This is a genomic window from Terrabacter sp. 2RAF25 (assembly GCF_052115265.1).
Classification (GTDB): domain Bacteria; phylum Actinomycetota; class Actinomycetes; order Actinomycetales; family Dermatophilaceae; genus Terrabacter.
This window is the reverse complement of the sequence record NZ_JBFRGJ010000001.1, coordinates 151,280-177,753: the sequence shown is the minus strand read 5'-3', so window position 1 is coordinate 177,753 and position 26,474 is coordinate 151,280. Positions and strand designations below refer to the sequence as shown.

Annotated in this window: 23 protein-coding genes; 10 read left to right on the top strand and 13 right to left on the bottom strand. The window is 70.3% G+C overall.

Annotated elements, in window-relative coordinates:
* The first annotated feature begins 170 nt into the window (after positions 1-170).
* A complete protein-coding gene (locus AB4091_RS00830) occupies positions 171-2,549 on the top strand; it encodes an immune inhibitor A domain-containing protein (RefSeq protein ID WP_442289834.1) in 2,379 nt (792 codons plus the stop codon).
* 137 nt (positions 2,550-2,686) lie between these two features.
* Here the strand turns inward: AB4091_RS00830 and gabT are convergent, their stop codons facing one another.
* The 4 genes from gabT to AB4091_RS00810 form a co-directional block, all read right to left on the bottom strand.
* On the bottom strand, positions 2,687-4,024 hold the full coding sequence (gabT, locus tag AB4091_RS00825; RefSeq protein ID WP_442289833.1) for a 4-aminobutyrate--2-oxoglutarate transaminase: 1,338 nt from the start codon (positions 4,022-4,024) through the stop codon (positions 2,687-2,689).
* Between the two features lie 129 nt (positions 4,025-4,153).
* Entirely contained in the window at positions 4,154-4,594 is a 441-nt protein-coding gene (locus AB4091_RS00820) for a VOC family protein (protein ID WP_442289832.1), read from the bottom strand.
* A 5-nt stretch (positions 4,595-4,599) separates the two neighbouring features.
* Positions 4,600-5,118 (bottom strand): SRPBCC family protein, encoded by a 519-nt coding sequence (locus AB4091_RS00815; RefSeq protein WP_442289831.1) that lies wholly within the window; start codon positions 5,116-5,118, stop codon positions 4,600-4,602.
* On the bottom strand, positions 5,115-5,504 hold the full coding sequence (locus AB4091_RS00810) for an ArsR/SmtB family transcription factor (RefSeq protein ID WP_442289830.1): 390 nt from the start codon (positions 5,502-5,504) through the stop codon (positions 5,115-5,117). The genes AB4091_RS00815 and AB4091_RS00810 overlap by 4 nt, the downstream gene beginning before the upstream one ends.
* Positions 5,505-5,656: 152 nt before the next feature.
* Between AB4091_RS00810 and AB4091_RS00805 the strand changes: the two genes are divergently transcribed.
* From AB4091_RS00805 to AB4091_RS00790, 4 genes are read left to right on the top strand one after another with little or no spacing between them, the layout of a single operon-like run.
* Positions 5,657-6,052, top strand: coding sequence for a TOBE domain-containing protein (locus AB4091_RS00805; RefSeq protein WP_442289829.1), 396 nt, complete (start codon positions 5,657-5,659; stop codon positions 6,050-6,052).
* Positions 6,049-6,879, top strand: coding sequence for a molybdate ABC transporter substrate-binding protein (gene modA, locus AB4091_RS00800; protein WP_442289828.1), 831 nt, complete (start codon positions 6,049-6,051; stop codon positions 6,877-6,879). The genes AB4091_RS00805 and modA overlap by 4 nt, the downstream gene beginning before the upstream one ends.
* A gap of 37 nt (positions 6,880-6,916) precedes the next feature.
* Positions 6,917-7,702, top strand: coding sequence for an ABC transporter permease (locus AB4091_RS00795; RefSeq protein ID WP_442289827.1), 786 nt, complete (start codon positions 6,917-6,919; stop codon positions 7,700-7,702).
* Positions 7,699-8,748, top strand: coding sequence for an ABC transporter ATP-binding protein (locus AB4091_RS00790; protein ID WP_442289826.1), 1,050 nt, complete (start codon positions 7,699-7,701; stop codon positions 8,746-8,748). The genes AB4091_RS00795 and AB4091_RS00790 overlap by 4 nt, the downstream gene beginning before the upstream one ends.
* Here AB4091_RS00790 and AB4091_RS00785 read toward each other — a convergent pair.
* The gene (locus AB4091_RS00785; protein WP_442289825.1) at positions 8,736-10,019 is read right to left on the bottom strand and encodes an MFS transporter; all 1,284 of its coding nucleotides are present in this window, start codon (positions 10,017-10,019) and stop codon (positions 8,736-8,738) included. The two genes, AB4091_RS00790 and AB4091_RS00785, sit on opposite strands and share 13 nt — an antisense overlap.
* Before the next feature lie 125 nt (positions 10,020-10,144).
* On the opposite strand from AB4091_RS00785, the gene AB4091_RS00780 reads away from it, so the two are divergent.
* From AB4091_RS00780 to arfB, 3 genes are all read left to right on the top strand, one after another.
* Positions 10,145-11,290, top strand: a complete 1,146-nt coding sequence (locus AB4091_RS00780; protein WP_442289824.1) for an acyl-CoA dehydrogenase family protein — start codon at positions 10,145-10,147, stop codon at positions 11,288-11,290.
* 39 nt (positions 11,291-11,329) lie between these two features.
* A complete protein-coding gene (locus AB4091_RS00775) occupies positions 11,330-12,106 on the top strand; it encodes an SDR family NAD(P)-dependent oxidoreductase (RefSeq protein WP_442289823.1) in 777 nt (258 codons plus the stop codon).
* A 124-nt stretch (positions 12,107-12,230) separates the two neighbouring features.
* Positions 12,231-12,686 carry an alternative ribosome rescue aminoacyl-tRNA hydrolase ArfB gene (gene arfB / locus AB4091_RS00770; RefSeq protein WP_442289822.1) on the top strand — a complete coding sequence of 152 codons (456 nt, stop codon included), beginning with the start codon at positions 12,231-12,233 and terminating at the stop codon, positions 12,684-12,686.
* Positions 12,687-12,761: 75 nt separating this feature from the next.
* On the opposite strand, the gene AB4091_RS00765 is transcribed toward arfB, so the two are convergent.
* Positions 12,762-13,088, bottom strand: a complete 327-nt coding sequence (locus AB4091_RS00765) for a DUF952 domain-containing protein (protein WP_442289821.1) — start codon at positions 13,086-13,088, stop codon at positions 12,762-12,764.
* A gap of 129 nt (positions 13,089-13,217) precedes the next feature.
* Between AB4091_RS00765 and AB4091_RS00760 the strand changes: the two genes are divergently transcribed.
* Entirely contained in the window at positions 13,218-13,718 is a 501-nt protein-coding gene (locus tag AB4091_RS00760) for a SigE family RNA polymerase sigma factor (RefSeq protein ID WP_442289820.1), read from the top strand.
* Entirely contained in the window at positions 13,715-14,905 is a 1,191-nt protein-coding gene (locus tag AB4091_RS00755; RefSeq protein WP_442289819.1) for a hypothetical protein, read from the top strand. The genes AB4091_RS00760 and AB4091_RS00755 overlap by 4 nt, the downstream gene beginning before the upstream one ends.
* A gap of 137 nt (positions 14,906-15,042) precedes the next feature.
* On the opposite strand, the gene AB4091_RS00750 is transcribed toward AB4091_RS00755, so the two are convergent.
* The 7 genes from AB4091_RS00750 to AB4091_RS00720 all read right to left on the bottom strand — a co-directional run bounded on the left by AB4091_RS00750 (position 15,043) and on the right by AB4091_RS00720 (position 26,467).
* On the bottom strand, positions 15,043-16,263 hold the full coding sequence (locus tag AB4091_RS00750) for an MFS transporter (protein ID WP_442289818.1): 1,221 nt from the start codon (positions 16,261-16,263) through the stop codon (positions 15,043-15,045).
* A gap of 31 nt (positions 16,264-16,294) precedes the next feature.
* Complete coding sequence (gene narI / locus AB4091_RS00745; RefSeq protein WP_442289817.1) at positions 16,295-17,041, bottom strand: respiratory nitrate reductase subunit gamma; 747 nt, start codon at positions 17,039-17,041, stop codon at positions 16,295-16,297.
* Positions 17,038-17,742 carry a nitrate reductase molybdenum cofactor assembly chaperone gene (narJ, locus tag AB4091_RS00740; protein WP_442289816.1) on the bottom strand — a complete coding sequence of 235 codons (705 nt, stop codon included), beginning with the start codon at positions 17,740-17,742 and terminating at the stop codon, positions 17,038-17,040. The genes narI and narJ overlap by 4 nt, the downstream gene beginning before the upstream one ends.
* Complete coding sequence (gene narH / locus AB4091_RS00735; protein WP_442289815.1) at positions 17,739-19,433, bottom strand: nitrate reductase subunit beta; 1,695 nt, start codon at positions 19,431-19,433, stop codon at positions 17,739-17,741. The genes narJ and narH overlap by 4 nt, the downstream gene beginning before the upstream one ends.
* Entirely contained in the window at positions 19,433-23,182 is a 3,750-nt protein-coding gene (locus AB4091_RS00730; RefSeq protein ID WP_442290288.1) for a nitrate reductase subunit alpha, read from the bottom strand. Before AB4091_RS00730 ends, narH begins: the two co-directional genes overlap by 1 nt.
* A 137-nt stretch (positions 23,183-23,319) precedes the next feature.
* A complete protein-coding gene (locus AB4091_RS00725) occupies positions 23,320-23,781 on the bottom strand; it encodes a hemerythrin domain-containing protein (RefSeq protein WP_442289814.1) in 462 nt (153 codons plus the stop codon).
* 25 nt (positions 23,782-23,806) lie between these two features.
* Positions 23,807-26,467, bottom strand: coding sequence for a multicopper oxidase domain-containing protein (locus AB4091_RS00720; RefSeq protein ID WP_442289813.1), 2,661 nt, complete (start codon positions 26,465-26,467; stop codon positions 23,807-23,809).
* Positions 26,468-26,474: the final 7 nt, after the last annotated feature.

Sequence of the window (26,474 nt, the reverse complement as noted above, 5' to 3'; positions counted from 1 at the left end):
AATTTTGCCCTTTGCCCTCTGGTGCGAAGTAGGTCCCAGGTGATTAGGTCTCCCTCGGGCCGTGCGCGGGGGCGCCGGCCGTCCATCCCACACCCAGCGTGCGCTCCCGATCGGGGCCGCACGTGTTTACGCACTGACGGCCACCCGTGCCGTCGAAACAAGGAGGTTTCGTGCGTAGGACATCTTTGGGGCTGCTCAGCCTCGCCCTGGCCGCAGGGATGGGGGTGTCCATCGGAGCCCCGATGGTCGGCGCCCTCCCCACGGCCACCCCGAACAACGTGCACGTCGGTGACGCCGCGGCAGCCAAGGGCAAGGACGACCTGCCCAACCCACAGGAGGACAAGCGCCGCGCACTCAAGGACGAGGCGATCAAGCAGGTCCTCGGCGGCACGGCCACGCCGGTCCAGAAGGGTCGGAGCACGGTCGTCAAGGTCAAGGGCAAGGGCAAGAACAAGGGGCAGGGACCGGTCGACCAGTACGTCGAGCTGGGCCGCCAGGGCACCGACAAGATCTTCGTGATCCTCGCCGAGTTCGGCAACGACCGCAGCGCCGGCTACCCCGACGTCGACTCGGACCCGGCGACGCCCGGCCCGACGACGTGGGACGGCCCGCTGCACAACGCGATCCCCGCGCCCGACCGTTCGCTCGACAACTCGACGAACTGGCAGCCGAACTACACCCGCGAGTACTTCCAGAACCTCTACTTCGGGGCCGGTGGCCCCATCGGTCAGGGCGGAGCCCAGGAGAGCGTCAAGCAGTGGTACGAGCGGCAGAGCTCGGGTCGCTACAGCATCGACGGCGAGGTCTCCGACTGGGTCAAGGTCAAGTACAACGAGGCCCGCTACGGCCGCGACGTCTGCGGCTCGCACGTCTGCAACAACACGTGGGCCCTCGTCCGCGACGCCGTCAACCAGTGGGTGGCCAACCAGAAGGCGGCCGGCAAGACGCTCGACCAGATCAAGGCCGACCTGGCGCAGTACGACCAGTGGGACCGCTACGACGTCGACGGCGACGGCAACTTCAACGAGCCCGACGGCTTCATCGACCACTTCCAGATCGTGCACGCGGGCGGCGACCAGGCCGACGGCGACCCGATCCAGGGCGAGGACGCGATCTGGTCGCACCGCTGGTACGCCGCCACGGCTGCCGGCGGCCCCGGCGGGCAGGTCGGCACTCCCATCGCCGACACCGGCATGTGGGTCGGTGACTACACGATCCAGCCCGAGAACGGCGGCATGTCCGTCTTCACGCACGAGTACGGCCACGACCTCGGCCTGCCCGACCTCTACGACACCGCCACCGGCGCCGACAACGGCGTCAACTGGTGGTCGATGATGAGCCAGAGCCGCCAGGCCGGCCCGAACGACCAGTCCATCGGCTCGCGTGGATCCGACTTCGGCGCGTGGGAGAAGCTCTTCCTCGGCTGGCTCGACTACCAGGTCGTGACGCCCACCGCCAAGGGCACCAAGGTCATGCTCGGCCCGCACGAGTACAACACCGACAAGAAGCAGGCCGTGGTCGTGCCGCTGCCGAAGAAGAACGTCGTGTCCTCGCTCGTGGCCCCCAAGACGGGCTCGAAGGACTTCTACGGCGGTCGCACCAGCGCCACCGAGGCGACGCTGGCCCGCTCGGTCACCCTCGGCGCGGGCACGTCGACACTCTCCTTCGCGACGAACTACGCGATCGAGGACTGCGGCTGCGACTACGGCTACGTGGAGGTCAACGACGGCTCCGGCTGGACGGCGATCCCCGGCACGGACACCCGCGCCGACGAGGGCAACGGCGTCACCGGGTGGAGCGGCCCCGCCGAGGGTCAGATGGGCTGGAAGGACGCCTCGTTCGACCTGTCCGCCTACGCGGGCAAGACCGTCCAGGTGCGCTTCCGCTACCACACCGACCCGGCCTACACCGAGCTCGGCTGGTTCGTCGACGACGTCAAGGTCGTCTCCAACGGTGCCACGCTCGTGGACACCGGAGCCGAGGGCGGTCTCGAAGGCTGGACGGCGAGCGGCTGGTCGTCGGTCGGCGCCACGACGTCGACGGCGTACGACAACTACTACATCGCCTCCTACCGGAACTACGCGTCGTTCGACAGCTACCTGCAGAGCGGCCCGTACAACTTCGGCTGGCTCAACACCAACGGCGGCAAGGTGGAGCACTTCCCCTACCAGGACGGCCTGCTCATCAGCTACTGGGACACCTCGCAGGCTGACAACAACACCGGGGTCCACCCTGGTGAGGGCCTCATCCTCCCGGTCGACGCGAACCCCGAGCCGCGGGCCCTGTCGGACGGCACGGCGCTGCGTCCGCGCATCGCCGGCTACGACGCACCGTTCTCGACCCAGCAGTCCGACACCTTCACCTTCCACAAGAACGGTGCAGCGTTCGAGGTGAAGGGCGCTGCGGCCAAGCCGGTCTTCAACGACGGCGGCACCTTCTGGTACTCCCAGACGGCGACCACCGGCGTGAAGGTCCCGAACAACGGCGTCAACATCGGCATCGAGAAGCAGTTCGGCACCTCGATGCAGATCAAGGTCTGGAAGCGCTGACGCCTCCTCCCTGGTGACGCAGTGAGGCCCGCCCCCTTCGTGGGGGGCGGGCCTCTCGTCTTGGAGGGCGTATGCCGTGCGGTTCCGTTGCGCTGGAAGGGAACCGGACGGCATACGTCCTCGGGGGCCGTTGTGCCTCAGACGGACTCGGCGAACGCCTTCTCGAAGATGTCGAGGCCCTCGGAGAGCAGCTCGTCGCTCGCGGCGAGAGGCGGCAGGAACCGGAAGACGTTGCCGTAGGTGCCGCACGTCAGCGTGACGAGGCCGGCGGCGTGGCAGGCCTTGTTGACGGCTGCGGTGAGCGCAGAGTTCGGGGTGAGGTCGCCCCCGCCGTTGACGAGCTCGACCGCGAGCATGGCGCCGCGGCCGCGGATGTCGCCGATCTGGGGGTGCTGCGCAGCCAGGGCCTCGAGCCGCGGGAGGAAGAGCGCCTCGACCTGCTTGGCGCGTCCGCAGAGGTCCTCGGCCTTCATCGTCTCGATGGCGCCGAGCGCCGACGCGCACGCGACGGGGTTGCCGCCGTAGGTGCCGCCGAGGCCGCCGCCGTGGACGGCGTCCATGATCTCGGCACGGCCGGTGACGCCGGCGAGCGGGAGGCCGCCCGCCATGCCCTTCGCCGTCGTGATGATGTCGGGCACGACGTCCTCGTGCTCGCTGGCGAACCAGTCGCCGGTGCGGCAGAAGCCGGTCTGCACCTCGTCGGCGATGAAGACGATGCCGTTGTCGCGGCACCAGTCGGCGACCTGCCTGACGAATCCCGGTGCGGGCACGATGAACCCGCCCTCGCCCTGGATCGGCTCGAGGATGACGGCGGCGAGGTTGTCCTCCCCCACCTGCGCGTGCACCTGCTGGACGAAGACGTCGAAGCTCTCCTTGGCGCAGTCGGCGGGGCCGCCCGGCCAGCGGAACGGGTAGCTCATCGGCGCGCGGTAGACCTCTCCGGCGAACGGACCGAACCGGTGCTTGTAGGGCATGTTCTTCGCGGTGAGCGCCATCGTGAGGTTGGTGCGGCCGTGGTAGGCGTGGTCGAAGGCGACGACGGCGTTGCGGCCGGTGAAGTGCCGGGCGACCTTGACGGCGTTCTCGACGGCCTCGGCCCCGGAGTTGAACAGGGCGGTGCGCTTCTCGTGCTCGCCGGGGGTGAGGTCGTTGAGGGCCTCGGCGACCTCGAGGTACTCCTCGTAGGGCGTGACCATGAAGCAGGTGTGGGTGAAGTCCTGGACCTGGGCGGTAACCCGCTCGACGACGCGCGGCGCCGCGTTGCCGACGGTCGTCACGGCGATGCCGGAGCCGAAGTCGATGAGCTGGTTGCCGTCGACGTCGACGAGGATCCCGCCACCCGCCCGCTCGACGTAGACCGGCAGGCCGGTCGACACACCGGCCGACACTGCGGCGGTCTTGCGCTGCTGGAGCTCGGTGGACCGCGGGCCGGGGATCGCGGTCCGGAGGACACGCTGCTGGGGGACGCTGCTCATGCGCGCCAGTATGCCGTCCGATGGCCCACCAGCGGAACCCGAGCACGTGCCCGGCGACCTTCGCATTCCGCACGCGAACGCMGCGTTCGAGTCGTCACGAGAGCCTGTCGTCGTGCCGGCGACGGTGAGTCACAGCTCGACGCCCTCGCCGAAGCGGTCGCGGTGGTCGGCCGGGATCAGCGGCTTGTCGGCGCGAGCCTTGATCTGCTGGACCGCCCAGGTGTTGCCGTCGGGGTCGGCGAACCCGAAGAACGTGCCGCCGTCGCGGGGGTCGATGGTCTGGACCTCGGAGCACTCGACGCCGCGACCGACGAGCTCGGCACGAGCGGCCTCGGCATCGGCGACGACGAGCTGCACGCCCTTGAGCGAGCCCGGGGCCATCTCCTGCTGCGCCGGGATGTCGCCTACGACGATCGAGCAGCCCGAGCCGCGCGGCGTCAGCTGGGCGACGTGCATGTGCTCGTTCTTCGTGTCGTGGTCGAGGTGGAACCCGACCTGGTCGCGGTAGAAGGCGATCGCGGCCTCGAGGTCGCTGACCGGGACGATGACGACCTCCAGGGTCCAGTCCATGGCGCTCAGGCCCGCGCCGACGAGGTGGCGGTGGAGGCCGTGGCGGACGAGTCCGCGACGCCGAGGAGCTCGTCGAGCTGCTCGTAGCCCTCGACCATCCCCTTCTCCATGCCGCTCTCGACCATCATGTCGCGGCCCTCGACGCTCGGGCCGACGCTGTGGCCCTCGAGCCGGCAGCGACCGTCGCCGAGGTCGACGAACCGCAGGAACTCGATGGCGACCTCGTCTGGGGCACCTTCGAACTCGAAGGTCTGGATCGCGAGCTCGTTGTCGCGGATCGTGTGGAACGTGCCCCGGAAGCCGTAGACGTTGTCGCCGTCGCGATGGGTGTAGCGATAGCTGCCGCCCGAGGTGAAGTCCCAGTGGTCGATGGCCATCTCGTAGCCGCGTGGGCCGAGCCACTGGCGAACGAGCTCGGGGTCGCGGTGGGCGCCCCAGACGGCCTCGACGGGGGCGTCGAACTCGCGCGTGAAGTCGATCCACGGCTTGCCTGCGGGGGCGTCGATGTTCAGCGGATTGCTCATGACTGCTGCTCCTTCTTCGTGTCGTGCGTGCTGCTGTGAGGTGCTTCCTGCGTGGTGGTGCGTTCGAGAAGGGCGTCGAGGCTGCGGAACCGCTGCTCGGCGAGGAGTCGGTAGCGGTCGATCCAGGCCGTCAGGGCCTCGAGGCGGGCGGCCTCGAGATGGACGGGTCGGCGCTGGGCGTCCCGGGTGCGGCTCACGAGGCCGGCCAGCTCGAGCACCTGGATGTGCTTGCTGACGGCCTGCTTGCTGATCTCGAACGGTTCGGCGAGCTCGTTGACGGTCGCTGCGCCTCGGCTGAGGCGGGCGATGATCGCGCGCCGGACGGGGTCGGCAAGGGCCGCGAAGGCGCGGTCGAGGTCGGCATCCGACACCGGCGCAAGAATCATTGTCAACCAACTCCTTGATCAATCGATGGCTTGATTACAGATCACCATCTCTTTCCTGTCAACCCCCAAGCCCATCGAGAGAGCACCGAGAGAGCATCGACAGAGCGATCCGCCATACATCTGGCCGCAGATGCGTGTGTAGAGTGGCGTTCATGCCGCACCTGCGCATCACCGAGGCTGCCGCGCTGCTCGGCGTCTCCGACGACACCGTGCGTCGCATGGTCGACTCCGGCCGGCTCGACGGCGCCACCGACGAGGCCGGCCGCCGCACCGTCGACGGCGCCCAGCTGGCCGCCGTCGCCCAGGAGCTCGCCCACCCGGCCGCGGTCGGGGCCATCGGCGGCGCATCCGCCCGCAACCGGATGCGGGGCATCGTCACGGCCATCACGAAGGACACCGTGATGGCCAAGGTCGAGCTGCAGTGCGGCCCGTTCCGCATCGTCTCGCTGCTCTCGAGCGAGTCGGTCGACGACCTCGCCCTCGAGGTCGGCTGCGTGGCCGTCGCCAGCGTCAAGTCGACCCACGTGGTCGTGGAGGTCCCCGTATGAGCACGACCGCACCCTCGCGTCCCCGGCGCCCTCTCGCCGCCGGCGCCGCTGCGGCGCTCGCCACCCTGCTGCTCGCCGCCTGCGGCAGCACCAGCCCCACCAGCTCCGCCGACGGCAGCGGGCAGCCGGGGAGCTCCGGTGCCTCGGCGGCCCGGAGTCAGGGCCTGCAGGGCACCGTCACGGTGCTTGCCGCCGCCTCCCTCACCGAGTCCTTCGACCAGCTCAAGAAGGACTTCGAGGCGGCCAACCCCGGTGTGACCGTCGAGACGTCCTACGGCTCGAGCAGCACGCTCGTGCAGCAGGTCAACAACGGAGCCCCGGCCCAGGTCATCGCCCTCGCCGGCACCGCAGCGGCCGAGCCGCTCGACAAGAGCCTCGTCAAGGACACGAAGAACTTCGCGACCAACGTGCTCGAGATCGCCGTGCCGCCGAGCAACCCCGCCGGCGTGGCGTCGATCAACGACCTCGCCAAGCCGTCGGTCAAGGTGGTTCTGTGCGCCGACACCGTGCCGTGCGGCAAGGCCGCGCAGACGACCCTGACGAAGGCCGGCATCACGCCGAACGTCGTGAGCAAGGAGGTCGACGTCAAGGCCACCCTCGCGAAGGTCAAGCTCGGCGAGGCCGACGCGGCCGTCGTCTACCACTCCGACGTCGTCGCCGCGAAGGATGCCGTCAAGGGCGTCGAGATCCCCGCCGACGTCAACAGCAGGCTGTCCTACCCGGTCATCACGCTCGCCGACGACGCGGCCACGAAGGCCTTCGTCGCCTACGCGCTCGGCGCCAAGGGCCTGGCCACGGTGCAGTCGTTCGGCCTCGGCGCGCCCTGACCCGCGTGGGCCTCGGCGCCCGGAAGGATGCCGTGACATGAGGTATGCCGGCCGGTGGCGCACGCGGGTCGCTCTCGGCGTCCCCGCGGGGCTGGCGCTGCTGCTGCTCGTCGTGCCCCTGGTCGCCCTGCTGCTGCGCGCCGACTGGGCGCGCATCCCAGGGGATCTCGCCGCGCCGAGCGTCCTTCCGGCACTTCGGCTCTCGCTCACCACGACGACGTCGACGGCGGTGCTGTGCTTGTTGCTCGGCACTCCCCTGGCGTGGTTCCTCGCCCGTTCCGACCGCCGGGCGACGAGCTGGGTGCGGGCTCTGCTCACGGTGCCGCTCGTGCTGCCGCCAGTCGTCGGTGGCGTCGCCCTGCTCATGACGTGGGGCCGCAACGGGTTGATCGGGCAGCACCTCGCGCCGTTGGGCGTGCAGATCCCGTTCACGACCGTGGCCGTCGTGCTCGCCGAGACCTTCGTCGCGATGCCCTACTACGTGCTCGCCGTCGAGGGCGCGATGCGAGGTCTCGACCCGCGCCTCGAGTCGGTCGCGCGCACGCTGGGGGCGACCGACCTGCGCTACCTGCGCACGGTGGGGATCCCGCTCGTGCTGCCCGGCATCGCGAGCGGGCTCGCCCTCGCGTGGGCCCGGGCGCTCGGTGAGTTCGGCGCGACGATCACCTTCGCCGGCAACTTCCAGGGCCGCACGCAGACCCTGCCGCTCCTCGTCTACGTCGAGCTCGAGCGCGACCCGCAGGTGGCGATCTCGATCTCGATCATGCTGCTGGCCGTCAGCGTGCTCGTGCTCGGCATCCTGCGCGGGCGGTGGCTGCGATGAGCCTGGACGCGCGAGTCCGGCTGTCTCGCGGGGCGATCGAGGTCGACGTTGCGCTGCGGGCCGAGCCCGGTCAGGTCATCGGCGTGCTCGGCCCCAACGGCGGCGGCAAGACGACGGCCGTGCTGGCCCTCGCCGGCGTGCTGGCCATCGCCGAGGGGCACGTCCGGGTGGACGGGCGGCTCTGGGACGACGGTCGTCACGCCCTGCCGCCCGAGCAGCGCACCGTCGGGCTGATGCTCGCCGACAGCCTGCTCTTCCCGCACCTGTCGGCACTCGACAACGTCGCCTACGGTCCACGCAGCCGCGGCGTCGACCGCCAGCGGGCCCGCCTGCGCGCGCGCGACGAGCTCGACCGGGTCGGGCTGGGCGACCGCGCGTCCTCCCACCCGCGCGAGCTGTCGTCCGGCCAACAGGCCCGCGTCGCCCTCGCCCGCGCACTCGCGACCGACCCGTCGCTCCTCCTCCTCGACGAGCCGCTCGCCGCTCTCGACCCCGACACCAGGGCACGAACCCGCAGCGACCTCGCGACCCGCCTGACGGCATACGGCGGCGTCACGGTGCTCGTCACCCACGACCCCCTCGACGCGCTCACCCTCGCCGACCACCTGGTCTTCGTCGAAGGCGGCCGCGTCACCCAGTCGGGCACGCCGGCCGAGGTGCTCGGCGAACCGCGCAGTCCCTACGTGGCCACCGTCGTTGGACTCAACCTGTATGCGGGAGAAGGCGACTCGCAGGGCCACGTGACCACCGACGGCGGTGGGGTCGTCGTCACCACGAGCCCGACCGAGGGGCGCGTCTGGGCGACGATCCCACCCAGCGCAGTGTCGGTGCACCTCCATCAGCCGGAGGGCTCACCGCGCAACACGTGGCCCCTGACGGTGGCGTCGGTGACGGTCCAGGGCCAGTCGGCGCGCGTCGGCCTCGTCGGCGCGCTCCCCCTCACGGCCGAGGTGACCCTCGAGTCCGTGACCGCGCTCGGCCTTCAGGTCGGCCAGCAGGTCTGGGCCGCGGTGAAGGCCACCGAAGTGCGCACCTACCCTCGCTGAAGCTCCGCCGGGTCCACCGCCGGGTCGGGCCTGCCGGCAAGGCGCCGCACGCGGAAGAAGGCTGCGATCGACGGCAGCTGGACCACTGCCGCGACGACGAGGGCGACAGGGATCGAGGTGCGAGCCGCGAGGGCGCCCAGCGGAGGACCCCCCGCGACCTGCCCGATGGCGTTGGCCTGGCTGTTCATCGAGAGCACCGTCGCCCGCGTGGAGGAGTCGAGGTTGCGGTTGAGCCAGGTCGCCTCGATCGGGCCGGCGAAGGCGCGGCTCGCGTTGTGCAGCCAGAGAGCGGCGAGCACCAGCCACAGGCTCCCGAGGAGGGCGACGCCGACGACGGCCACCACCTGCGCGACGGCAGCGAGGGCGACCGGCAGCCCGGGGTTGTCGTCGACGACGCGTCGGGGCAGCCAGCGACTGCTCGCGAACGACGCCAGGAGCGAGACCAGGGACCCGACCAGGGCGAAGGCGGTGAAGGCCACGGCCTCGTCGCCGCCGAAGACCTCTGGCATGGCGAAGGTGTCGAGCACCCGCACCTGCCACAGCCGGTCGAAGACCTCGCTCGACAGCCCGACGAGCAGACTGACGAACAGGAACACGCGAACCACCTTGCGGCCACGGGCGATCCGCACACCGGACACCAGCTGGTCTCGCATGTGCCCGAAGGTCTCTCGCTCTCCCCGCGGTGTCGGCTGGAAGTTGCGTTCGGGCATCGTGAGCAGCAGGCCGACGGCGAGGAGCACGAGGGTGACGCCGGCGACGACGATCGGCACGCGGAGCGAGACGAGGCCGAGCGCGCCCGCGGCCAGCGTGCCGACGAAGCCGAACGCCAGGTCCAGCTGGGTCTCGCGGGTGAACACCTCCGGCACGGCCTCCTCCCCCACCTCGTCGGTGATCCACGCCTGCAGTGCGCCCGACGTGAAGGTGTAGCCGATGCCCCAGATGACGTTGCCCACGAGCGCCGCGACGAACGTGGCGAGCACACCCTCGACGGCGAAGCCCACCCCGACGAGCAGGAAGCCGATGATCACCGACACCCGCCGGCTCCACAGGTCCGCGACGATGCCAGTCGGCACCTCGAACACGAAGCAGGTCGCCTCCAGCACGGTCCCGACGAGCACCATCTGGAACGGGTCGAGCCCGACCACGCGGTACTGGAAGACGAGGTTCAGGGTGAAGCAGGCGGCATACGCGAAGGCCGCGACCGCGGTCAGCACGTAGAAGGTCGGCCTCGCCGGGGTCTCGCGCAGCGGGTGCCGCAGCAGCGTGAGCACGCCTCGACAGTAGGTCCGCGGGGGTGTCCCCGTCCTGCGGTTTCCGATGACGCGTGCCGGCCGGCGCGCTCCTGTCCCTGTCTCACACTTTGGACGAAATGCTCGGACGTCCTAGTATCTAGGCCATGCCAGCGACGAGGCTGATGCCTACCGACGAAGCCACCGACCTCATCGAGCTCACCCGCGAGATCTGCCGCAAGGACCTCGCGCCGACGGTGGACGACGCCGAACGGGCCCGGGTCTTCCCCGAGGAGACCTTCCGCACCCTCGGCCGCTCCGGCCTCCTGTCACTGCCCTACCCCGAGGAGTTCGGTGGTGCGGACCAGCCCTACGAGGTGTACCTCCAGGTCGTCGAGGAGATCGCGTCGGTCTGGATGAGCGTCGCGGTGGGTGTCAGCGTGCACAGCCTCACGGCATACCCCGTGGCGACGTTCGGCACGCCCGAGCAGCAGCAGGCCCTCCTGCCCGGCATGCTCTCGGGCGAGCAGCTGGGGGCCTACTGCCTGTCCGAGCCTCTCGCCGGCTCCGACATCGCCTCGATGACGACCCGGGCGACGCGCACCGACGACGGCTGGTCGCTCAAGGGCACCAAGGCCTGGATCTCGCACGCGGGCCACGCCGACTACTACACGACCTTCGCCCGCACCTCCGACGAGGGCGGCAAGGGGCTGTCGACCTTCGTCGTGCCGGCCGACGCCCCGGGGCTCACCTTCGCCACGCCGGAGAAGAAGATGGGCCTGCACTGCGACCCGGTCGCGCAGGTCATGTTCGACGCCGTCCCCGTTGACGGCGCTCGGCTCATCGGCAACGAGGGCGACGGCATGAAGATGGCCCTGTCGGCCCTCGACGCCGGTCGCCTCGGCATCGCCGCAGCGGCCACCGGACTAGCGCAGGCGGCGCTCGACGCCGCCGCCGAGTACGCGTCGGAGCGCCAGCAGTTCGGCCGCCGCATCGGCGACTTCCAGGGCCTTGCGTTCCTGCTCGCCGACATGGAGGCCTCCGTCACCTCCGCCCGCGCCACCTACCTCCACGCCGCCCGCCTCAAGGACGCCGGCCGCGGTTTCAGCAAGGAGGCGGCCGTCGCCAAGCTCGTCGCCACCGACGCCGCGATGAAGGTGACGACCGACGCCGTCCAAGTGCTCGGCGGCGCCGGCTACACCGAGGACTTCCCGCTCGAGCGCTACATGCGCGAGGCCAAGGTGACCCAGATCTTCGAGGGCACCAACCAGATCCAGCGACTCGTCATCTCGCGCCAGCTCCTCGCCCGCTGAACTCCCAGCCACTCCCCTACACCAGCGAAAGGCCTTGCCATGCAGCTGAACTCGTCCACCGTCGCCGTCATCACCGGGGGCGGCTCCGGTCTCGGCGGGGCCACCGCCCGTCGACTCGTTGCCGACGGCGCCACCGTCGTCATCATCGACCTCGAGGGGTCCACGGCCCCGGCTCTCGTCGAGGAGCTCGCGGCCCAGCGCGCCGGCAGCGCGCACTTCGTCGCTGCCGACGTGCGCGACGAGGCGCAGGTCCAGGCCGCGATCGACAAGGCCACCTCACTCGGCGAGCTGCGCATCGCGGTGAACTGCGCCGGCGTGGCGACCCCGGGCCGCGTCATCGGCCGCGGCGGTCCGCTCGCCCTCGACACCTTCAAGACCGTCATCGACATCAACCTCGTCGGGTCGTTCAACGTCATGCGTCTTGCGGCAGCCGCGATGCTCGGCAACCAGCCGGTCGACAGCGACCGCGGCGTCATCGTCAACACCGCCAGCATCGCCGCCTTCGACGGACAGATCGGCCAGGCCGCGTATGCCGCGAGCAAGGGCGGCATCGTCGGTCTCACGCTGTCGGCCGCACGAGACCTGGCAGACAAGGCGATCCGCGTCATGACGATCGCTCCCGGCACCTTCGAGACGCCGATGCTCGCCGGGCTGCCCAGCGAGGTGAAGGAGGTCCTCGAGAAGCAGGTGCCGCACCCTTCGCGGCTCGGCAACCCCGTCGAGTACGCCTCGCTCGTGCGCCACATCGTCGACAACCCGATGCTCAACGGCGAGGTCATCCGCCTCGACGGCGCCCTCCGCATGCCCCCACGCTGACCCGCTTCCCCTCCCCTCCCCCTCCCCCCTTCAACCGTCGAGAGGCCAATCTTTGCGGTCTCTCGGCAATCGAAAGGCCATTCTTTGCGGCAGGTCAGGCGTCGGGGCTCGGCACAATGAGGGTGTGAACGAGCCCGGCGCAGACCTCGTCATCGCCCCGGGCCCCGGTCTGCGGCGCGGCCTCGTCATCCCTGCCGCCGAACTGGTCGAGCGCTTCAGCCGCTCCTCGGGCCCCGGCGGCCAAGGCGTGAACACGACGGACAGCCGCGTCGAGCTCGTCTACGAGCCGGGCTCGTCGACGGCGCTCACCGAGAAGCAGCGTGAGCGGGCGACCGCAGCCCTCGGCCACCGCCTGGTCGGGGGCCGGGTCACAGTGGTGGCGAGCGAGCACCGATCTCAGCTGCGCAACCGCGCCGCCGCTCGCGAGCGACTGGCGGAGCTGCTGCGTGCGGCGCTCGCTCCGCCGCCGGCCACGCGTCGCGCCACCCGACCGACCCGCGGCTCCCAGCAGCGGCGGCTCGACGGCAAGAAGCGCCGCGGCGAGGTCAAGTCCGGGCGCGGACGCATCCGCCCCGACTGAGCCGACCCGACGGCATACGCCGGCCGATCGACAGACGGGACCCGGCCACACGTGGCGTCTCGACGGGGTGAGGGATCAGCCGTGCGGGGGGTCGAGCACGGTGGTGTCGACGACGGCGTCGACGTCGATCGGGCCGTAGACGTGCGGAAAGGTCTCGCCCGTGGCCGGGTCGCCGACCTCGTGCACGACCTTCGACGTGAGGCGTGACTGGTCGATGTGCAGGAGCACGAGCGGCTCGGCGACGTCGGCGTAGAAGCGCGATCGCACGACAGGCCACTGCTCGGCCGACGACGCGTGGATGAAGCCCTCCTCGTCGAGCGAGACCCCTCGCGTCGACCGCGTGTAGCTGCCGTCGCGGCGCGCCTGCTGCCAGTCGGCCTCTTCGGCCAGGTGGTAGATCATCCGCCAAGACTGCACCCTCCGTGCCAGGTCGCAGGACACTGGGAGGAGATCGCCCGGCTCGACGACAACCTCGACGCCCACTCACCGCGTTGAGAGTGCGTCCATCCACGCCGGCCCAGGGGGTGTCCAGTGGGAACCATCGATCGCGAAGCGGACTTCACGTCCTACGTGAGGGCGCGCCAGAAGTCCTTCGCCCGCTTCGCCTACCTGCTCACTGGCGAGCCGTATGCCGCCGAGGACCTCGTCCAGTCGGCCCTCGCGAAGGCGTACGCGAAGTGGGACCGCATCAGCGTCCTCGAGTCCCCGGACGCGTACGTCCGCAAGATCATGGTCAACGAGCACACGTCGTGGTGGCGGCGCGCGTGGCGCCACCACGAGCGCACCGACAGCGAGCTGATCCGCGTCATCGACCCGGCCGGCGTCGACGTGCCGTCATACGACAGCGAGCTGTGGGCGCACGTGCGCTCCCTGGCACCGCAGCAGCGGGCCGCGGTCGTCCTGCGCTTCTACGAGGACCTCAGCGAGGCCCAGACCGCGGAGGTCCTCGGATGCTCCGTCGGCACCGTCAAGAGCCACACGAGCCGCGCGATCCGGTCGCTGCGCAGCACGATGAAGGAGGTCACGCCGTGAACACCCACGACCGGGAGCACGAGCTCCAGACCCTGCTGCGGCAGGAGGCAGACCGCGTCGAGGTGCCAGGCGACTTCGGCCCCGTCGCCATCGCCAAGCACCGGCGCGACCAGCGCAACCGCGCTCTTGTCGGCGCTGTGGTTGCCGTCACCGCCATCGCCATCGCGGTTCCGAACCTCTGGTCTGGCCGGGGCTCGGGTCCTGTGCCGGCGCACCCCACGGCGTCGCCTTCACCGACCGGGTGGTTCTCCTCGGCGTGGACGCGCTCCAACACGTATGCCGTCGATGACACCATCCGGGCCGCCGACGTGGTCGTCCACCTCCGGAAGGGGACCGTGGTCGAGAGCTTCGCCGTGCTGGCGAACGGCGGCTTCGTGCTCCAGTCGCACCTCTCGACACCCAACGCCGGCACCGATCTCGAGATCCTGAGACCGGACGGGAAGACGGTCCGCGCTCTCGGCGAGGGAGGCGCGTACGTCGTATCACCGGAGGCCACCAGGGTGCTCGTCAAGAGCGGGACGTCGAACGCGGTCACCGTCTATGCCGCGGATGGGACGGTGGTGGCGCAACGACAGGACCCGCGCGAGGCGGGCGCCGTCGTCGGTGACGTCGCGTACCTCAACGGTGACGAGACCCAGGGCTCGCTCGAGTGGAACCTCTCCACCGGTGCCGCCCGCAAGCTCCCGGCGCACGTGGTGGCGGTCTCGGCCGACCGCACCCGGGCAGCCCTGTCGTGGACCGTCGCCAGCGACACCTTCGAGGACTTCTGCTGGGCCGTCGTAGACCTGACGCGGCCGGGCTTCCCGAAGACGATCGAGCGCTGCGGGCAAAAGGGCAACCCGTCGATGTTCCAGCCGACGGCGTTCTCGAGCCGCGGCACCTACCTCGTCGGGTCGCACTACGTCGACGGCGGGTTCTGGTTCAGTGCGGGGGTCGTGCGGGTCAGCGACGGCCGCGTGGTCGTGGGCGGAGACCAAGCCCACCTCGTGTCCGGCTGGAGCTGGCACCTCGAGGCCGACGAGTCGACCTTCGTCATCTCGCGCAACACGTCCACGCCGGTGTCGCCCGCCACGCGCAACACGCTCCAGCGATGCACCCTGGCGATGGCCTGCACGCAAGCGCAGCCACCGCTCGCGGTCAAGGACCCGAACGGCTTCACCGAGCCGCGCTACGTGGTGCCGCGCTGAGGGTCAGCGCCGGTGCGCAACCGTCGTCGGGAACCGAGCACTCGACTTGGTCCGGAGGCTGCCCCGGGTGCTCGGACATTCCAGAGGACGTATGCCGTCGCCCACCAAGGCGGACGGCATACGTCCTCTGTGGGCGGTCACGCGGTGGCGCGGCGCTCGCGCATCCCGACGAGGGTGAAGGCGAGGGCACCGAGCGCGACGAGGCAGAGCAGCGCCAGGCCGAAACCGTAGCCGCCGAAGACCTTCTGGTAGGTCGCGCCCATGACGAGCGGCGGGAAGTAGCCGCCGAGACCGCCGGCGGCGCCGACGAGCCCGGTGACGGTGCCGACACGCTCCGGTGGGGCGAGCCGGGCCACCCACGCAAACACGCCGCCGGTGCCGAGGCCGAGGAAGAAGGCGATCGCCACGAACGAGATCCCCGCGGGCCACTCGAGGGGCGGCTGGAGCGCGAGCACGACGGCGAGAGCAGCGGTGCCGGCGAGCGAGATGGCGAGCACCGACCGCGGGCCGATGCGGTCGCTGAGGATGCCGCCGAGCGGGCGGGCGACCACGGCCGCGATGGCAAAGCCGGCCGTGCGCGTGCCGGCCGCCGTCAGGTCGAACGAGTAGACGTCCTTGAGGTAGGTCGGCAGGTAGGTGGAGAAGGCGACGAACCCACCGAACGCGACGGCGTACAGGAACGACATGCGCCACGTGACCGGCAGCTTCAGGGCTGCGGCGAGCTTGGGCACGACCGGGTCGGTGTTCGGCCTCCACACCGGCGAGTTGCGCATGCCGAACCAGCAGATCGCGGCGGTCGCGACCAGGGCGAGGGCCATGATCACGTGCGTCGCCGTGTAGCCGAACCACGTGACGAAGCGCGGCGTGAAGAAGGCCGAGAGGGCGGTGCCGCCCATCCCCGCGCCGAAGACCCCGGTGGCGAACCCTCGTCGCGCCGGGGCGAACCACGCGTTGACGAAGGGGATGCCCACGGCGAACGTGGTGCCGGCGATGCCCAGCAGGAAGCCGAAGACGAGCAGCAGCGCGAAGGACTTCACGTTGCCTGCGAGTGCGACGAGCAGCACGAACGGGACCGACAGCAAGGTCAGGACGGGGAACATGAGGCGTCCGCCGAAGCGGTCGGTGAGGGCCCCGACGGGGATGCGGCCCAGCGACCCGACGAGCACCGGCGTGGCGACGAGCAGCGCCTTCTGGCTGCCGGACAGCTGCAGCTGCTGGGTGTAGCGCACCCCGAGCGGGCCGATGAGGTTCCACGCCCAGAACGTCACCGCGAAGGCGAAGGTGGCGAGGGCGAGGTTGCGGGTGTGGCCGGTCAAAGGGGCCGTGGTCGTCGAGGCGGCAGTGGTGCTGGCACTCATGAGTTCTCCTGTGAGCGTTGTTTCGAGGTGGTCAACGGCGTTCGCGGTCACTCGTGCCGACACCGGACCAGCCCGGGCGGCTCGCGCGCGAACCGGTGCCCCGTGCATCCCGGGACCGGTAGACGATGTAGGGGCGGAAGAGGTAGTGCAGCGGTGCCGTGAAGGCGTGCACGAGCCGGGTGAACGGCCACAGCGCGAAGAGCAGCATGCCGACGATCGCGTGGACGTGGAACTGGACCGGCGCCGCCGCCATGGCCGCGACGTCCGGCTGGAACAGGAAGACGGAGCGGAACCAGGGCGACACGGTCTCGCGGTAGTTGTGCGCCTCGCTGCCCGCGCCGACGCTGACGAGCGTCGTCCAGAGGCCGAGCACGATGGCGGCCACGAGGAAGACGTACATCAGCTTGTCGTTCTTCGTCGTCGCCATGAAGACGGGACCGGTGCGGCGGCGACGGTAGACGAGGATGAGGATGCCGACGAGGGTGCACACCCCGGCGAGACCCCCGAAGAGCAGCGCGTTGAAGTGGTACAGCCCCTCGCTGACACCCACCGCCTCGGTCCACGACTCGGGGATGACGAGCCCACCGACGTGCCCGATGAAGACGAGCAGGATGCCGAAGTGGAAGAGCGGCGAGCCGATGCGCAGCAGCCGCGACTCGTAGAGCTGCGACGAGCGCGTGGTCCAGCCGAACTTGTCGTAGCGGTAGCGCCAGATGGTGCCCCCGACGAGGCTCGCGATGCAGAGGTAGGGCAGCACGCCCCAGAGGAAGGTGCTCATGACCGTGCCTCCACGGGTGCGCTCGACGAGACCGGCTGCAGCGGAAGGAGTCTCGGGTCGTACGGCTCGAGGCCGACGCTCTCGGACGGTTGCGGGCCGGCCATCCCGACCATCGCCATGACGGCTGCCCGATCGACCGGGGACTCGCCGGGGAGGGTTGCGCACACGGCCACGGCGGCCGCGGCATACGGACTCTGCTTCTCCTGCAAGGCGATCCGCAGCAGCTCGATGCTCGCGCGATACTCCTGCAGCAGGGCAGTCCCCGCCTCTGCATCGGCGCAGGCCGCGAACTCGAGCACCATCGGGAGGTAGTCGGGCAGCTCTCCGTGGGTGTCGACGAGGAAGCCACTGCGCCGGTATGCCGTCTTGAAGCGTCCCAGCACCTCGCCGCGTCGACGGGTGTCGCCGTCGGTCCAGTAGGACAGGTAGAGCGCGTGCTTGCGGCTGAGGTCGAACGTGTCGACGTAGGCGCGCTGCAGGGTCTCGAGCGGCTGCGACCGGAGGTGCTCGACGAGCGACAGGAGCTCGACCGCCGCGGCCGAGTCCGCATGCTCCGCAAGGGCGTCCAGCAGCATCGGCAGAGCCGCCACCAGGGCGTCGTTCGGGTAGTCGAAGCAACGGGAGGCGACGAGGTGCACGACGCGGTGGTCCTGGCCGTGGCGCCGCTCGTCTCGTTGGCGACGGGTGCGCAGACCGATCACGGCGCCACCTCCGGTTCGTTCGCCCGCTCGTCAGCGCGCTCGCTCCCGGGGAACAGCCCCGGCGGCGTGCCGTTGCCGTCCCAGTTGAGGAGGTTGACCCGGCCGCGCAGCTCTTCGGCCGAGGTGGCCGAGTCGGTGGTCTGGCGCTGCTTGAGCGCGTTGAACGTCTCCACGGCGACGGGTGCGGGGCGACCGCTCGCCTCGCCGAACGGCCCGGACTCGTACATGCCCGGGCCCTCGTCGTAGTCGAGCGAGCAGCCGATCTCCTCGAGCTCGTGGGCGCGCTCGACGTGCGCGGTCGGGATGACGTAGCGCTCGTCGTACTTCGCGATCGCCATGAGGCGGTACATCTCGTAGAGGGTCTCCTCGTCGAGCCCCACCGCGGCCGGGATCGACGGGTCGCCGTCACGGCCCAGCGACACGTCACGCATGTAGGCGCGCATGGCGGCGAGCTTGCGCAGCACGCCGGTGATGACATCTGTGCGCCCGGCTGTGAAGAGCTCGGCGAGGTACTCGACGGGGATGCGCAGCGACTCGATGGCCCCGAAGAGGACGTCGCTGCTCTCGGCGTCATGGCCCTGCGTCGCAAGCAGGTCCACGACCGGCGACAGCGGTGGGACATACCAGACCATCGGCATGGTGCGGTACTCCGGGTGGAGCGGGAGCGCGACACGGTACTTCTTCGCCAGCGCGTAGACGGGGCTCCGGCGGGCGGCATCCATCCAGTCGTCGGGTATGCCGTCGCGCCGGGCGGCCGCGACGACCTCGGGGTCGCTGGGGTCGAGCATGAGGTCGAGCTGGGCCTCGTAGAGGTCACCCTCGTCGGGTGTCGCAGCGGCCGCCGTGACGCGGTCGGCGTCGTACAGGAAGAGGCCGAGGTAGCGCAGCCGGCCCACGCAGGTCTCGGAGCAGACCGTCGGCAGGCCCACCTCGATGCGCGGGTAGCAGAACGTGCACTTCTCGGCCTTGCCGCTCTTGTGGTTGAAGTAGATCTTCTTGTACGGGCAGCCGGTGATGCACTGGCGCCAGCCGCGACAGCGGTCCTGGTCCACGAGGACGATGCCGTCCTCCTCGCGCTTGTAGATCGCGCCGGAGGGGCACGACGCCATGCACGAGGGGTTGAGGCAGTGCTCGCAGATGCGCGGCAGGTAGAACATGAAGGTCTGCTCGAGCTCGAAGCGGATCTTGTCCTCGGACTCGCGCCGCACCTTCTCGACGATCGGGTCGAGGTGGCCGAGCTGGCTCGTGCCGCCGAGGTTGTCGTCCCAGTTGGCCGACCAGGTGATCTTGGTGTTCTCTCCGGTGATGAGCGACTTCGGCCGGGCGACCGGGAAGTCGTCGCCGAGGGGCGCTTCGACGAGGGTCTGATAGTCGTAGGTCCACGGCTCGTAGTAGTCGGCGAGCTTCGGCTGCACCGGGCTGGCGAAGATGCCGAGGAGCTTCTGCACCCGGCCGCCGGCCTTGAGCTTGAGGTTGCCGCGACTCGTGAGGGTCCAGCCGCCTCGCCACGTCTCCTGGTCCTCGTAGCGACGCGGGTAGCCCTGTCCCGGACGGGTTTCCACGTTGTTGAACCAGACGTACTCGGTGCCGGCGCGGTTGGTCCACGCCTGCTTGCACGTGACCGAGCACGTGTGGCAGCCGATGCACTTGTCGAGGTTCATGACCATGCCCATCTGGGCCATGACACGCATCAGTACGTCACCTCCTGCGAGCGCTTGCGAACCGTCGAGACCATGTCGCGTTGGTTGCCGGTGGGGCCGAGGTAGTTGAAGGTGTAGGACAGCTGGGCATAGCCACCGATGAGGTGGGTCGGCTTGACCAGCAGGCGGGTCACGGAGTTGTGGATGCCGCCGCGCCGCCCGGTCGCCTCGGACTTCGGGACGTCGATGGTGCGCTCCTGCGCGTGGTGGACGTAGACGACGCCCTCCGGCATCCGGTGGCTGACGATGGCGCGTGCGACGAGCACGCCGTTGGCGTTCGTGCACTCGACCCAGTCGTTGTCGCTGACGTCGATGGACCCGGCGTCCTGGGGACTCATCCACACGGTCGGGCCACCTCTGGACAGCGACAACATGAGCAGGTTGTCCTGGTACTCCGAGTGGATCGACCACTTGCTGTGCGGGGTGAGGTAGCGGACGGTCACCTGCTTCGAACCGTCGGGTCCGAGCTTGGGCTCGCCGAACAGGCGATGCATGTCAAGGGGTGGTCGGTAGATCGGCAGCGCCTCACCGAGGTCCTGCATCCAGTCGTGGTCGAGGTAGAAGTGCATCCGACCGGTCAGGGTGTGGAACGGCTTGAGGCGCTCGATGTTGACGGTGAACGGCGCGTAGCGGCGGCCGCCCGTCTCGGATCCCGACCACTCCGGTGAGGTGATGACCGCGACCGGTGCGCTCTGCGTGTCGGCGAAGGTGACGTGCTTCTCCTCCGACCCCTCGGCCAGGTCGGCGAGCTTCTTGCCGACACGCTCCTCGAGGGTGCGGAAGCCCTGCACGGCCAGGTGGCCGTTCGTCGTGCCGGAGAAGGTGAGGATCGCCTCCGCCATCTTCTCGTCGGTGTCGATGGCCGGCCGGCCGTCACCGGCGCCGCCGAGCATCACGCCGTTCTTGGCCGCGAGGCGCGCCACCTCCTCCTCGACCCGGAACGTGACGTTCTTGACGGTGAAGCCCAGGCTGTCCGCAAGGGGGCCCACCGTGGCGAGCTTCTCGGCGATCGCGGTGTAGTCGCGCTCGACGACCTGGAAGACGGGCATCGTCTTGCCCGGCGTGCCGGGCTGATCCGTGGCGCGCCAGTCGACCACCCGCCCGCCCGGCTGTGCCGTCTCTCCGGCGGTGTCGTGCAGGAGCGGCACGCTGACGAGGTCCTTGCGCACACCGAGGTGGGTGCGGGCGAGGTCGGACAGCTTCTCGGCGAGCAGGTGGAAGAGGTCGAAGTCGCTCTTGGCCTCCCACGGCGGGTCGATCGCGGGCGTGAAGGCGTGCACGAAGGGGTGCATGTCGGTCGAGCTGAGGTCGTGCTTCTCGTACCACGTCGCAGCCGGAAGCACGATGTCGGAGAGCAGCGTCGTCGACGTCATGCGGAAGTCGGCCGACAGGAGCAGGTCGAGCTTGCCCTCGGGCGCCTCGTCGTGCCATTTCACCTCGGACGGCCTTGGTGCGTTGGGGTTCTCGCTGCCGAGGACGTTGTGGTGGGTGCCGAGCAGGTTGCGGAGGAAGTACTCGTTGCCCTTGGCCGAGGAACCCATCAGGTTGCTGCGCCAGAGCACCAGGGTGCGCGGCCAGTTCTCCGGGGCGTCGACGTCCTCGATGGCCGAGGTCAACGACCCGTCGTGCAGGGCACCGGCGACGTATGCCGCAGGGCTGGCCGCCGCGCCCGCCTCCACGGCAGCCTGGGCGTCCTCGGCCACCTGCAGGGGGTTGGTGCCGAACTGCGGGTAGAACGGCATCCACCCCATCCGGGCGGACTGCGCGATGGTGTCGGCGGTGTGCTTGCCAGCCAGATGACCTCTGGCGAGAGGCGAGTTCAGCGAGTCGGCCGAGTAGCCGTCGTTGCGCCACTGGTCGGTGTGCATGTACCAGTACGACGTGCCGGTCATGGTGCGTGGCGGTCGGCTCCAGTCGAGCGCGTTGGCCAGCGATATCCACCCGGTGATGGGCCGGCACTTCTCCTGGCCGACGTAGTGCGCCCAGCCACCACCGTTGCGGCCCATGCACCCGGTGAGGATGAGGAGCGAGAGGATCGCGCGATAGGTGGCGTCGCCGTGGAACCACTGGCAGATGCCGGCGCCCATGATGATCATCGAGCGGCCTTGCGACTGCTCGGAGTTCGTCGCGAACTCGCGGGCGATGCGGATGCACTGCTCGGCCGACACGCCGGTGACCTCGGCCTGCCAGGCTGGGGTGTAGGGCGACTCGACGTCGTCGTAGCCACTGGGCCACTCGCCCGGCAGCCCGTCGCGCGCGACGCCGTACTGCGCGAGCATGAGGTCGAAGACCGTGGTGACGAGGTGGCCCCCGACGCGGCGGGCGGGCACGCCTCGCCGCAGCACCGAGCCCGAGCCGTCGGGCTCGAGGAAGGCCGGCAGCAGCACCTCGACCTGCTCGGCCCCCGGCCCGGTCATGGTCAGCGCCGGCCTGACCCCGTCGAGGTCGAGGTTCCAGCGGCCCTTCCCCGAGTCGGCGTAGCGGAAGCCCATCGAGCCGTTCGGCACGACCGGCTGACCGCTCGACTCGTCGAGCAGCACTGTCTTCCAAGCGTCCTCGTCGGCAGCGGCACTCCTCTCGGCGGCGAGGTCGGTGGCGGTGAGGAACTTGCCCGGCACCCAGGGAGCCGTCGCTCCGTCGCCCGAGGCGGCGGCATACGCCTCCTCGTGGGGCTCGAGGCGGATGAGGAAGGGGAGGTCGCTGTAGGTGCGCACGTAGTCGGTGAAGAAGTCGACCTCTCGGTCGACGAAGAACTCCTTGAGCAGCACGTGCCCCATCGCCATCGCCAGCGCGGCATCGGTTCCCGCCTGGGCGGGCATCCACTCGTCGGCGAACTTCGTGTTGTCGGCGTAGTCGGGGCTGACGGTGACGACCTTCGTTCCGCGGTAACGGACCTCGGCCATCCAGTGGGCGTCGGGCGTGCGGGTGACGGGGACGTTGGAGCCCCACATCATCAGGTAGGTCGCGTCCCACCAGTCGCCCGACTCGGGCACGTCGGTCTGGTCACCGAAGACCTGGGGGCTTGCGACGGGAAGGTCGGCGTACCAGTCGTAGAAGCTCGTCATGACGCCGCCGATGAGCTGGATGAAGCGGGTGCCGACGCAGTGCGAGACCATCGACATCGCGGGGATCGGCGAGAAGCCGGCGACGCGGTCGGGGCCGTACTCCTTGATGGTGTGCACGTGGGCCGCGGCGGCGATCTCGACGGCCTCGCCCCACGAGGAACGCACGAGCCCGCCTTTGCCGCGGGCACTCTGGTAGCGGCGGCGCTTGTCGGGATCGGTCGTGATCTCGTGCCACGCGGCGACCGGGTCGCCGAGCCGCGCCTTGGCCTCGCGGTACATCTCGAGCAGCACACCGCGCACGTACGGGTAGCGCACCCGGGTCGGCGAGTAGGTGTACCAGGAGAAGGCCGCACCTCGCGGGCAACCACGCGGCTCGTACTCGGGCCGGTCAGGGCCGACGGACGGGTAGTCGGTCTGCTGCGTCTCCCACGTGATGATCCCGTCCTTGACGTAGACCTTCCACGAGCAGGAACCGGTGCAGTTGACCCCGTGGGTCGAGCGGACGACCTTGTCGTGGCTCCAGCGGTCGCGGTAAAACACGTCGCCCGCTCGACCGCCCTCCCTGAAAACCGCTCTGCCGTCAGCGGACTCGTCCCACCGGGTGAAGAACCGGCCAGCCTTCAGCAGGGCCGAGGAGGCAGGGCCGTCGATGCCGGGACTCGCGGCCCCGGACAGGCTGCCGCTCCCTCGGTTCACCTTGGACGTTCTCTCAGACACAGGTCGCACTCCCTTGCGCTCCGTTGCTGCAACAGGCAGCCCTCAGGGCCGCCTTCACCTGCACCTTGGCACGGGTGTGACCTGTGTGACTAGGGCTACGACCCGATGTAGTTTTCACCTGGCACTCCTCCGCTGGATGGGGTGAGGGACTCGACTTCGGCCCACTCGGGTCCGCCGAGATGGATTGCTGCGGCGGGAAAGAGCCCGTTGTCCTCGCGATCGATGTGCTCGCGCAGGAGATGCTCGAACCGAGGGAAGAGATCCACCTGTCCCGCCCCGATCCGCACGAGCAGGTCGTCGAGCTCGTGGTGCTCCTCGCAGAGGCCACTGATATGGTCGGTGAAGAGCTCGTCGCGGCTCAGCACGGTGAAGAGGCCCACCTCCTCCGCCGCGACGTGCGGGTCGAGGTGTGCGGCGAGCCCGTCCACTGCTGCGCGCCGCCGGGGCTCGTCGTCGATGGAGCGGCGCAGCTCGCCGAGGTGGTTGACGATGTGCTCGTGCTCGGCCATGAACCGTCCGATGACCTCGAGGTCGGCGCACCCGCAGTAGCTGCACATCAGCTGGTCCCATCGTGTGTGGTGGTCACGGGCGCACCTGCACGATGCCGTGCGCCCCTCGTTCGGCGTCCGCCATGACGTGGCTGACGAAGGGGTAGTGCCCGGGCTCGTCGAAGACGGTCTCGACGAAGCCGCCCTGGCCCGGGCCGAGCGACAGCGACTGGCTGCCGCCGCGGGACGCGCCGGGCCGGAGCAGCCAGGCACCCTCGGCGTATGCCGTGTCGAACTGGGCGCCGACGACGTGGAAGCTCGTCGCCCGGTTCGGCCCGGCGTCCAGCACCCAGAAGCGAACTCGCTGGCCGACCTGTGCCGGCAGCGGCGACGTGTCGTACTGGTCGGCCACGCCGTTGAAGGCGACGAGGTCCGGGGTGTCTGCCCCAGCCTTGGCGGCGTCGACCTCGTCTGCCGAACCCTTGGAGCTGTTGGTCCCGAGGTAGATCTCCGACTGGACGAACACGTAGGAGCGCTCGACGGCGGGCAGTTCGGGCGGCTCGATCACGACCGCCCCGACGAGGCCGGCGGCGAGGTGCGCGGACATCGGCATCGTCGAGCAGTGGTACAGCCAGATGCCCGCCCGGGTGGCCGTGAACCGGTAGGTCAGACTCGCACCCGGCGGCACGGTGCGCATCACCTCGTCGGGCGCGCGCGACCCGGCGTGGAAGTCGATCGAGTGCCCGATCGTGGCGTGGTTGACCAGCGTGACCTCGAAGACGTCACCGACGCGCCCGTGGAGCGTCGGCCCGGGCGAGGCGCCGTTGAACGTCCACCGTCGCTGCCACCGGCCCGGCGCGACCTCCTGCTCCGCCTCTCCGACCGTGAGCGTCACCTGATGGGTGCGCCCCGCCGTCAGGGGTGGGAGCGCTGGGTCGAACGGCGTGGGGGCAGCAGACAGCCCTTCGTGGTCAGCGTGCATCGTGCCGGTGGCTGCCGGTGGCGTCCCGGCCCCGGTGTCCGCGGTGGCGCCCGGGGCGCCTGCGGTGCGGATGTGGAGCACCATGCCCATCTGTCGGTGCCCCACCACGGAGCACCAGCCGTCCATCGACTCCCGGACGACCGCGACCTCGAGCGCGGCAGTGGCGCCGGGGGCGAGACGAGGCGTGCGCGTCCCATCGGCGAGGACGAGGTCATGGGCGGTCGTGCGGTCCGCGTTGGACAGCCGGATGACGAGTCGGTCACCGCGGGGGACGTCCACCGAGCTCGGCGTGAAGTGCATCCCCTCCGCCACCACGTGGACGGTGGTCGTGTGGCCGGTGGAGACCACGGCATCCGCGGGACCCCCACCTGCGGCCGCACCGCCCAGACCGATGCTGACGACGGCCACCAGAGCCAGGCACGAGATGGCTGCCGGCACTTGGGGCGAAAACCAGAAGGGCCTCTCCTGCTTGCTGATTCGCATGGTCGGAGCACCAGGGATGGCCGCCCCGGCCGCCTTCCGCGCCCGGACGGACGCCAGCACCGCCAGCACCGTAAGAGGCAGGAAGGCCGCGACGCACAGGCCGACGACGACGGCAGCGGCAGCGCGCGTCGCGTCCGGGAGCGGCAGGAGGAAGAGCAACAGACCGAGGTTGTGGCCGACCACCCGGGTCGGCGCCCCTCCCTCGAACCGGGCGAGGCCGGCCCGGACCGCCGACGGCCCGCCACCGAGGACGCTCGGGACGAGATGGCTGAGGGCGGCCAGCACGAGCTGCAGCGCGAAGCCGACCGCCAGCGCCACGGCAACCGACTCGTAGCGGCCTCCGATGCTCGTCCAGTCGGGCTGCAGCGCCAGCAGGGCCGCCACCGTGATGACGCTCGCGAGGAACCAGCTGAGCGCGCACGCTGCGGAGACCGTGGCGAAGCGGCGAGGCACGCTGCGACGGGCCGGGGCGATGAGGGCACGGGCCCACCAGGCGAGCCCGGCGGCATACGCAAGGAGTCCGATGACGGCGAGCGCACGCAGGTCTGCCAGAGCGCCGCCCACCGCGGTGACAAGGCCTGCCAGGAGGCCCGGAAGGGCTTGTCGAGCAAGGGTTTCTGCGCGTTCGTCCATGCGCGCCCGCAGCATCGTCGGCCACAGAGTGACGAGCGTTCCGGTCACGACGAGGCCGAGCCACCCCAGCGCCATCGTCACCGAGTGGGCGACCATGAGCCGCGAGTGCCACGGGTCCGCAGGGTGCCGTGCGAGCAGCACTCCGAAGGTCGCGCCGACCGGCATGCAGGCCGTGGCGGCGAGGTAGTAGCGGATGGTCACGCGGAAGCGGCCGGGGAGGGCGGATCGGAGCCGGCGCCAGAGCGCGATGCCGTGCCAGGTCACGGAGGCCGCCGCGCAGGCCGCGCCGACGAGGGTCACGGGCCAGAGGGCTGCCGGCACACCCACGAGCACGAGGGACGACCCGAGCAGGAGCAGGGCGAGCCGGCGCCCCTGCTGGCGTCGGTCGTCGAGCCCGGGAGGCGTCTTGAGCAGCGCCTGGGCGAAGTGCGTGCTCCACACCATGACCGCGTGGGTCACGGCCCCGAGCAGCACGAGGTGGATGACGAGCCAGTCGGCCGCGGGGAGACCTCGCCCGAACGCCGCCACGACGAGGGCGGCACTCAGCCACAGCGTGGTGGGGTGGTCGCGCAGCGCCCACGCACCGCGACCGGGCAGGTCGGCCACCACCGGGCGCTGTGCCGGTGGGGTGCTCGTCTGCTGCTCGCCGCGGGACATGGGCTGA